Origin of the sequence: Streptomyces sp. NPDC050264, assembly GCF_040655895.1 — a bacterium.
Lineage (GTDB): Bacteria > Actinomycetota > Actinomycetes > Streptomycetales > Streptomycetaceae > Streptomyces.
This window is the reverse complement of record NZ_JBFAKV010000001.1, coordinates 643,915-652,050: the sequence shown is the minus strand read 5'-3', so window position 1 is coordinate 652,050 and position 8,136 is coordinate 643,915. Positions and strand designations below refer to the sequence as shown.

General features: G+C 72.6%; 8 protein-coding genes and 1 tRNA gene. 5 read left to right on the top strand and 4 right to left on the bottom strand.

The annotated features are described in order from the left end of the window. Positions 1–165: 165 nt before the first annotated feature. Positions 166–1,014: a DUF4097 family beta strand repeat-containing protein gene (locus AB0J02_RS02930; RefSeq protein ID WP_363191725.1), complete on the bottom strand. Its 849-nt coding sequence runs from the start codon at positions 1,012–1,014 to the stop codon at positions 166–168. A 176-nt stretch (positions 1,015–1,190) separates the two neighbouring features. Further along, the gene (locus tag AB0J02_RS02925) at positions 1,191–1,724 is read right to left on the bottom strand and encodes a hypothetical protein (RefSeq protein WP_363191724.1); all 534 of its coding nucleotides are present in this window, start codon (positions 1,722–1,724) and stop codon (positions 1,191–1,193) included. 226 nt (positions 1,725–1,950) lie between these two features. Here AB0J02_RS02925 and AB0J02_RS02920 point away from each other — a divergent pair, with 226 nt between their 5' ends. Beyond that, positions 1,951–2,658: a DMT family transporter gene (locus tag AB0J02_RS02920; RefSeq protein ID WP_363191723.1), complete on the top strand. Its 708-nt coding sequence runs from the start codon at positions 1,951–1,953 to the stop codon at positions 2,656–2,658. Further along, positions 2,655–3,107 (top strand): DMT family transporter, encoded by a 453-nt coding sequence (locus AB0J02_RS02915; protein WP_363191722.1) that lies wholly within the window; start codon positions 2,655–2,657, stop codon positions 3,105–3,107. The genes AB0J02_RS02920 and AB0J02_RS02915 overlap by 4 nt, the downstream gene beginning before the upstream one ends. 30 nt (positions 3,108–3,137) lie before the next feature. Here the strand turns inward: AB0J02_RS02915 and AB0J02_RS02910 are convergent, their stop codons facing one another. Beyond that, complete coding sequence (locus AB0J02_RS02910) at positions 3,138–3,566, bottom strand: cytidine deaminase (protein WP_363191721.1); 429 nt, start codon at positions 3,564–3,566, stop codon at positions 3,138–3,140. Positions 3,567–3,862: 296 nt separating this feature from the next. Between AB0J02_RS02910 and AB0J02_RS02905 the strand changes: the two genes are divergently transcribed. Beyond that, positions 3,863–4,084, top strand: a complete 222-nt coding sequence (locus AB0J02_RS02905; RefSeq protein ID WP_324776050.1) for a hypothetical protein — start codon at positions 3,863–3,865, stop codon at positions 4,082–4,084. Positions 4,085–4,213: 129 nt separating this feature from the next. Here AB0J02_RS02905 and AB0J02_RS02900 read toward each other — a convergent pair. Next, positions 4,214–4,286: transfer RNA gene (locus AB0J02_RS02900), tRNA-Arg, on the bottom strand. A gap of 365 nt (positions 4,287–4,651) precedes the next feature. On the opposite strand from AB0J02_RS02900, the gene AB0J02_RS02895 reads away from it, so the two are divergent. Then, positions 4,652–6,295, top strand: a complete 1,644-nt coding sequence (locus tag AB0J02_RS02895) for a GTPase domain-containing protein (protein ID WP_363191720.1) — start codon at positions 4,652–4,654, stop codon at positions 6,293–6,295. Continuing rightward, positions 6,292–8,085, top strand: coding sequence for a YfjP family GTPase (locus AB0J02_RS02890; protein ID WP_363191719.1), 1,794 nt, complete (start codon positions 6,292–6,294; stop codon positions 8,083–8,085). The genes AB0J02_RS02895 and AB0J02_RS02890 overlap by 4 nt, the downstream gene beginning before the upstream one ends. Positions 8,086–8,136: the final 51 nt, after the last annotated feature.

The window sequence follows — 8,136 nt, the reverse complement described above, 5'->3', positions numbered from 1 at the left end:
GAGGGCGGAAGGGGCTGAGGCGGAGGAGGCCGAGACGGAGAGGCCGAGGGCGGAAGGGGCTGAGGCGGAGGAGGCCGAGACGGAGAGGCCGAGGGCGGAAGAGGCCGGGACGGAGGAGGACGGGACGGAAGGGGCTGAGGCGGAGGAGGCCGGGGCGGGCGGGGATCAGACGCGGGCGCGCCGGACCTCGATGTTGCCGTGCCGGGTACGAGCTCTGACTTCAACCGTGTCCTCGGTCTTCCCCGGGCTCTCGGACGCGGTGAGCGAGTTGAGAACCTGCCCGGAACCCGAGCTGACGTCGAGCCAGGCGGCCGTGCCCTCGCGAACGCCGACCTCGATGGCCCCGTAGGACGTCTCCAACTGCACGGTTCCCCGGGCGACTTCGAAGAGACGCAGAGTGCCGTGGGCGGTGGTGGCGGTGACGGAGCCCTCGGCCCGGTCGATGGTGATGTCACCGTTGGCGCCGCTGACCCGCAGATCGCCCGTGATGTCGCCGAGGGTCGTGGTGCCGTGCGTGTTCTTCAGGACGGCAGCGCCCTCCACGGCGCCGACGCGCAGACTGCCGGAGCTGGTGGTGATCTCGGCCGGGCCTGTGACCCGGTCCACGGAGATCGAACCATGGGAGGCGGTCAGGTGCAGCGGCCCGGTCGTGCCGAAGCGGACGTCGCCCGACGAAGTCTTCACGCGGACCTCGCCCAACGTCCCCTCACCCCGTACCTGCGCCCAAGCGCCGGTGATGTCGAGCCCCGAGCCGGCGGGCAGTTCTACCGTCACGTCGACGGTGCCGGTGCGGCCGAGGCCGAAGAGGGCGGCCTTGGGCGTCCTGATGTGCAACGTGCCGTTGCTGAAGGCGACCTCGGTCTGCTCGGCGGCCTTGACGTCCAGTTCCCTCTTCGCATCGCGGGGCCGCGCTTCGACGACGGTGTCGCCGCGCTTGCCGGCCACGAACTGGAGGGACCCGGCGTCCACATGTGCGGTGACCGAGATCGGCTGCGGAGTGTCGAAAGCAGGCATGGCTGTCCCGTCCTCTTGGCTCTTGGTGCGCCCCGCTGGGGGACGTGAAGGTGGATGGCGAGTGGGGCGGCGTGCGGTGTGCAGCGTGTGGCGTGCACCGTGTGGAGTTCCGGCCGACGGGTTCCGGGTTTCGGGCGCCAGGCGCCTGGCGCCCGAAACCCGGTGGTCGGCTGCGGTCAGCGCACCCAGCCGGTGAAGCTCTGTCCGACGGCGCGGGTTCTCTCCGGTGTACGAGGCTGAGCGCCGCCCGGTTCGACGGCGGCCGAGACGGCCCGCACCAGCCACGCGTTGACCGACAGCCCCTCGCGGTTCGCCGCTTCCTCTGCGCGAGCCTTGAGGTGGGCGGGCAGCCGCAGGTTGACGCGCGCGGTGCCGCCCTCGTCGGCGGCGTCGGCCGCGGCGGGGGCCGGAGCCGGAGCCGTCAGCGGTTCGGGCTCCCGTCTCTGCTCCCCGTGAGGAAGATCGCCGGGCGCCAGCATCACCACGAAGTCGGGGTCGAGCCCGCGCAGCCGTACATCGACCGAACCAGGGGCAAGTTCGCGGGTGACCTCGCCCATCGCGGCGGAGAGCGCGTTGAGCAGGGTCAGTCGGGTCGCCGACTCCAGGGGGGCGGTGAGCCGCTCGGCCAGCGCGCGAGCTTCATCCCCTCCGGCTTCGGCGGCCACCGCGAGTTCGCGGCGGAGCGAGTCGACGTACGGCGTGAGGTCCATGGCGCCATAATGGCACCACAATGGCACCATGCGCAAGACCGGATGCGATCTGAACGTTGCCGTACGCCTGCGCACGTGCCCTGAACTGCGAGAACGCGGTGGCGCCAACTTGTCTCGACGTGATGCCATCGAGACTCTGGACCGAGCTGGAGTCAGCAATGGCGCCGAATGGCGCCAGGTGGCGCCACGTGGGTGCCAAACGACACCACGCGGCGCCACAGGCCTCGTGCGGCAGCTACACGGCGCGCCGCGCCGGTCCGCCACGCACGGCGCGCCGCGCCGGTCCGCCACGCACGGCGCGCCGCGCCGGTCCGCCACGCACGGCGCGCCGCACAAGCCCGTCACGCACGGCGCGCCGCACAAGCCCGTCACGCACGGCGCATCGCTCGTGGTGTGGTGCCACACGGCGTTCACGCTGCCGCAGCACCGCGCCCCTACCGTCGGAAGGATGACGACATCGGGGCACGGCGGCCGGCACGGGCGCGCCGCAGACTGGCTGCTCGCCTGCGCGGGCGGTGTGCTGCTGACGCTCATGACCCGGTTCAACGCGGAGCTCGCCGCGTACTCGACCGCCGCGTACGCCTCCTGGATCGCGCACGCGCTCGGCGCCGCCGTGGCGCTCGGCCTGGTCGGGATCGCGGCCCGCCGCCCGTTCGACCCGCCGGACCTCTCGCCCGGCAGGGCCCCGCTCTGGTTCCATCTGGGCGGCATCCCCGGCGCCCTCGTGGTGACGCTCTCGGCGATCGCCGTCAACAGCGACCTCGCCCTCGCCGGCACCACCGCCTTGATGCTCACCGGCCAGATCCTCTTCGGCATCGCCTCCGACGCCTGGGGCCTGCTGCGCGTCCCGCGCCGCCGGATCACCGGAGTCGACCTCGCCTCCGCGTTGTGTGTGCTCGGCGGCAGCCTGCTGATCGTCACGGGCGGGGCGTGAGCGCGGTGTTCCCGTACGTGGTGCTGGCTCTCCTCAACGGAGTCCTCATCGGCACGAGCCGCGCCGTCAACGGTCAACTGGCCGCCCGCATCGGAGCCTTCAGAGCCTCGGTCTGGAACCACGTCGTCGGCTTCGCGTTCCTGACGCTGTTCCTGCTCGGCGCGATGGTGCTGTTCGGCAGCTGGCCAGGACCGGGCGACGCCCCTCCCGCCGCGTACCTCGGCGGCGTGTTCGGCGCCCTCTTCGTCGCCGTCAACAGCCACGTCTTCCCGCGCCTGGGCGCCATGAACGCCTCGCTCCTGGTGATCGGCGGGCAGGTCCTGTCGGCGGTGCTGCTCGACTGCGTGGCACAACGCGCGTGGCCGACGGCGCTGCGTATGGGGGGAATGGCCCTGGTCCTGGCCGGGCTGATTCTGCCGCGGGTCGTGCAGCGGGGTCGGCCGCGCTGAGGGCGCGGACGGGTCGAGGCGTTCCGGGCTCTACTCGATCTGCTGCTCGTCGAGTTGATGGTCGGCCCATACGTAGGTCACGGGAAGCAGCTCACTGATCCGAACGGTTCGGATGGCCCCACCCGTCCCGTCCCCGACGATGACCTCGATATCGGGGAAGTAGTCGAACAGCACCTGGCGGCACCGCCCGCACGGCGGCACGACGCCCCGGTCGCGGTCGCCCACGGCGACGATGGTGTCCAGCTCGTACGCGCCCTGGGCGGCGGCCGCGCCGATGACGACGAGCTCCGCGCAGGGTCCGCCGGTGAAGTGGTAGGCGTTCACGGCGGTGACGATCCGGCCGTCCCGGGCACGGGCCGCGGCGGCAATGGTGTGGTTGTCGCCGCGACAGCGCGTGCGGGCGACGTCGGCCGCGGCGTCGATGAGTTCGTGGTCGACGCGCGGTGCCTGCGTGGTCATGGTGGTCTCCGCTCAATTCGGGCCCAGCTCGGTACGCCGGGCAATTCAGTACTCGGGCAGCCCTCGGGCTACCGGCCTCCCCGCGGCGACCTTCATCATCGCGGCAGGCCCCAGGCGGGCGGGAACACCCCCCCGGGGCCTGGCGGGCGGGAACGCCCGGGGGAGCCCGCGTCGCGGCCCGCCCCGAAAGGGACCCTGGTCAGGGGCGTGTCGTAGGCGCGAGTCTCGCTTCGTTGCCTTACTGGGTCCTTACGGCCTGACATATCGAGGCTCCGTGGGCGCATACTGGCATCACGATGACGAAGCCCTCCGCGCCCCGACGCCACCTGCCGACAAGCCCCTTCAACGCTCCGTCCGCTGCACCCCCCAAGCACTTCGCCCTGGGGGATCGGGTCACTCACGACCGCTACGGCCTGGGAAGGATCATCGGCGTCGAGAACGGCGTCGCGATGCTCGTCGACTTCGGCTCACGCCAGGCCCGCATCAGCAGCCCGTACACGCACATGGACAAACTCTGAAGTTCGTCCAACCGGCCGGCCCCGGCCTCTTCCCCTGATCGGTGAGGGAGAGGGCCCGGGGCTTTGTCGTGTCGCACATCACCCCGGCGACCAGCAAAAAGGCCCTCCCGAAGGAGGGCCGTGGAGAGGCGCCCCCGGCAGGACTCGAACCTGCGGCCAAGCGCTTAGAAGGCGCCTGCTCTATCCACTGAGCTACGGGGGCCGGTGTGTGGCCGGTGGCGCGGACCGGATGTGGGGGAGATCCGTGACCTTGCCGGGGACAAGGATAGGGCTCCCGGGTCCCGGACCTTGCTGCTTCACCTCCGTGATGCGATGTGGAGGTTCAGTGAAGCGGTCCTGATAATCGCAGGCAGGTACGAATCGTGCATCGCTTTTGGCGTCTCACGCCCCGGGTGTTGTGCACTCGTTATGCCTGCGCCCCCTGCCTCCCCATCCGTCCCGCTGTGTGCTTCCTGTGCGGAAACGAGCACCTTGTTCGGGGTGCCGTGCCTGCCGACCGGTGCTTTATCGGCGCGCAGAGGTGGTCATATGCTTCAGAAAGCGGCCAAAATTGGGCATTCTTCGCATGTGGTGACCTTGGACGTACGGCCTCAGCTGCTCGACGCACTTACCGCCCTGCGCGACCGCGTCGCCGCCGCGCGCTTCCCGCTTCCCCTCGCGGGGGCACCACGGGCGCGCTCCAACCGCGGTGAGTTGCTCGCACAGCTCGACGACTATTTGGTGCCCCGGCTGCAGGCCCCCGAAGCCCCGCTGCTCGCGGTGATCGGCGGCTCCACGGGGGCAGGCAAGTCCACCCTGGTGAACTCCCTCGTAGGGCGCGTGGTCAGCGAGGCGGGCGTGTTGCGGCCGACGACGCGTACGCCCGTACTCGTCTGCCATCCCGACGACCACCACTGGTTCTCCGGGATGCGGGTCCTGCCCGACCTCACGCGCGTGTGGGTGCCCCGACAGGCGGACGACGAGGCCGACGGCGACCTCGACGAGGACGAGGCGCTGACGCCCCTCCTGGAGGACGGGGAGCGGGCGTTGCGGGTGGAGACCGCGGGGACGATGCCTCGGGGACTCGCCCTGCTGGACGCGCCGGACGTCGACTCGCTCGTCGCCGAGAACCGGCTCCTCGCCGCCCGGCTGATCAACGCCGCCGACGTGTGGGTCATGGTCACCACCGCCTCCCGTTACGCCGACGCCGTGCCGTGGCACCTGCTGCGTACCGCCAAGGAGCACAACGCTTCCCTGGTCACCGTGCTCGACCGCGTACCGCATCAGGTCCTCGCCGAGGTGTCGCGGCAGTACGGCGCGCTGCTCACCAAGGCCGGACTGGGGGAGGTGCCCCGGTTCACCGTGCCCGAGCTGCCCGAGTCGACGGGCGACGGCGGGCTGTTGCCGGCCACCGCCGTCGCGCCGCTGCGTGCCTGGCTCACCCATCGCGTCCAGGATTCCGACGCCCGGGCCCTCGCCATGACCCGCACCGCCCGGGGCGTCCTCGACTCGCTGCGGACCCGGATGCCGGAACTGGCCGCATCCGTCGCCGCCCAGTACTCGGCCGCGGTCCGGCTCACCTCCGCTGTCGAGGACGCGTACGAAAGCGAGCACGCGCGCGTACGCACCAGGCTGCAAGGAGGTGGCGTACTCACCGGGGACGCCCTGAAGCGGTGGCGGAGCTACCCGTTGGACTGCTCGGCGGGCGAGCTGCTCGACGCGCTCGTCGAGAGTCTGGGCGCGCTTCTACTGTGCGCGGTGACCGCCGCTGACGAGCGGATCGACCAGGCGTGGCGCCGCGAGCCGGGGAGCGGCGCCCGCGAGCTGGCCGGGCGCGACCCCGAGTTGGAGAGCGCCGAGCACCGCGTCGGGATGTCCGTACGACGCTGGCGGCGGGTGCTCGAGGAGTACGCGGAGGAAGAAGTGCGGGCCGTCGGCGACCTCCAGGGCTCGACGCCGCCCGACCCCGAGGTCGTCGCCGCGCTGGTGGCCACCGCCCTGCTCGGCGGGCGGCGGGCCGCCGCCGCGGGCGAGAACCTCGCCGAGCGGATCGGCGCGCAGGGCGCCCTGCGCCTGCGCGATCGCGGCGGGCGACTGCTGAGCGAGTACCTGGACAGCGTCCTCGGCTCGGAGCAGGAACGCCGGCTCGCGCCGATGGACACGCTCGGCGTCGGCCCCGAACCCCAGGCCGAACTGATCGCCGCCCTGTCACTGCTGCAGAAGGAGAGGTGAGGGCGGTGACCGCCGTCACGGACCACTCGGATCACACCGAACGGGCCGAGCCCTGGGACGACGGGCTCATCGCGCGCCGTGCCGGAGGACTGCCGGTCGAGGCGCTGGAGACGGGCCCGATGAGCCCGGCGACGTACGAGGCACCTCCCGAAGGGGAGCTCAAACAGCGGCTCGACTCGCTGCGCGAACTCGTCGGGCTGTCCCGGACGCGGCTCGACGGAGCGACGCTCGCCGAGGCCGGGCGCGTACTGGACGAGGCGGCTGCCCGGCGGCGCCTCTCCGCACGGCACACCGTGGTCGCCGTCGCGGGAGCGACCGGGAGCGGCAAGTCGACACTGTTCAACGCCCTGGCCGGGGTGCCCCTTTCGGAGACCGGGCTGCGCCGGCCCACCACTTCCGCGCCGATCGCCTGCAGTTGGACGGACGGCGCGGCCGGGCTGCTCGACCGGCTCGGCATTCCGGGACGCTCGCGGCGGCGGCCGCTGCAGGGACAGCACGGCGACGCGACGCTGGACGGCCTCGTCCTCGTCGACCTGCCCGACCACGACTCCGCGGCGCCCGCGCACCGCCAACAGGTCGACCGGGTGCTCGCCCTGGTGGACGCCGTGATCTGGGTCGTCGATCCCGAGAAGTACGCCGACGCCATGCTGCACGAGCGGTACCTGCGACCCATGGCGGGCCACGCCGAGGTCATGTTCGTCGTCCTCAACCAGGTCGACCGGCTGCCCGGGGACGCCGCCGAGCAGGTCCTCGACGACCTGCGCCGACTGCTCGACGAGGACGGCATCGCGCTCGGAGAGCACGGCGAGCCCGGCGCCACCGTGCTGCCCCTGTCGGCCCTGACCGGCGAGGGAGTCGGTGAACTGCGCGAATCTCTCGGCCAGTTCACGGCCGAACGGGGAGCCGCCGCCCGCAGGATCGCCGCCGACATCGACGCCGCCGCCGACCAGTTGCGGCCCGTGTACGCGGTGGGGCGGCAGACGGGGCTGAGCGAGGCGGCCCGCGAGGAGTTCGCGGACCGGCTCGCCGACGCGGTGGGCGCCGCCGCCGCGGGCCAGGCCGCCGAGCGCGCCTGGTCCCGCGGGGCCAACAAGGCGTGCGGCACCCCCTGGCTCAGGCTCTGGCGGTGGTACGAGGATCAGCGCAGCCTCACATCGCCGGCCGCGGCCCCCTCGGTGCCGCCCGACGAGGAGGCCACGGCGCGGCAGCGCGTCGAGCACGCGGTGCGGGCGGTGGGTGACGCCGCCGCGACGGGGCTGCCCGCCGCGTGGGGACAAGCCGTGCGGGAGGCCGCCGCGCGGGGTGCGGAAGGGTTGCCTGAGGCGCTGGACGAGCTGGCCGTGGAGGCCGACTCGCCGGACGGGGGCGTCGGCCGGGGCTCCGTCGTGCCGTACGGGAGCGGCGGCAGCGGCTGTGGCGGGAGGCCGCCGCGGCCCGGGTGGTGGCCGGTCGCGGTGCTCGTCCAGGTGTCGATGACGGTGCTTCAGGTGCTGGGCGGGCTGTGGCTGTTGGGCCAGATCGTCGGCGTCGTCCCGCCGAACCTGGGCGTGCCCGTGCTGATGATGCTGACCGGGATCGTGGGCGGCCCGTGCGTCGAGTGGTCCTGCCGGCTGGCGGCGAAGGGGCCCGCGCGGCGGTACGGCCACGAGGCGGAACGGCGCCTGCGGGACGCGGCCGCGGCGTGCGGCAGGGCGCGGGTGCTCGACCCCGTCGCGGCGGAGTTGCTGCGGTACCGGGAGGTGCGGGAGCAGTACGTACGGGTGGCCGGGTTTTCCACAACCGGCCGGTAGAACACAGGCGTCGGCGCGGTTCGCGGCGCCGGGGCAGTCTGGGATTCGCGG

Excerpts from the sequence above, each read along its gene's own strand:
- AB0J02_RS02930 (WP_363191725.1), bottom strand. The coding sequence starts at position 1,014 with ATGCCTGCTTTCGACACTCCGCAGCCGATCTCGGTCACCGCACATGTG.
- AB0J02_RS02925 (WP_363191724.1), bottom strand. The coding sequence starts at position 1,724 with ATGGACCTCACGCCGTACGTCGACTCGCTCCGCCGCGAACTCGCGGTG.
- AB0J02_RS02910 (WP_363191721.1), bottom strand. The coding sequence starts at position 3,566 with ATGACCACGCAGGCACCGCGCGTCGACCACGAACTCATCGACGCCGCG.
- AB0J02_RS02905 (WP_324776050.1), top strand. The coding sequence starts at position 3,863 with ATGACGAAGCCCTCCGCGCCCCGACGCCACCTGCCGACAAGCCCCTTC.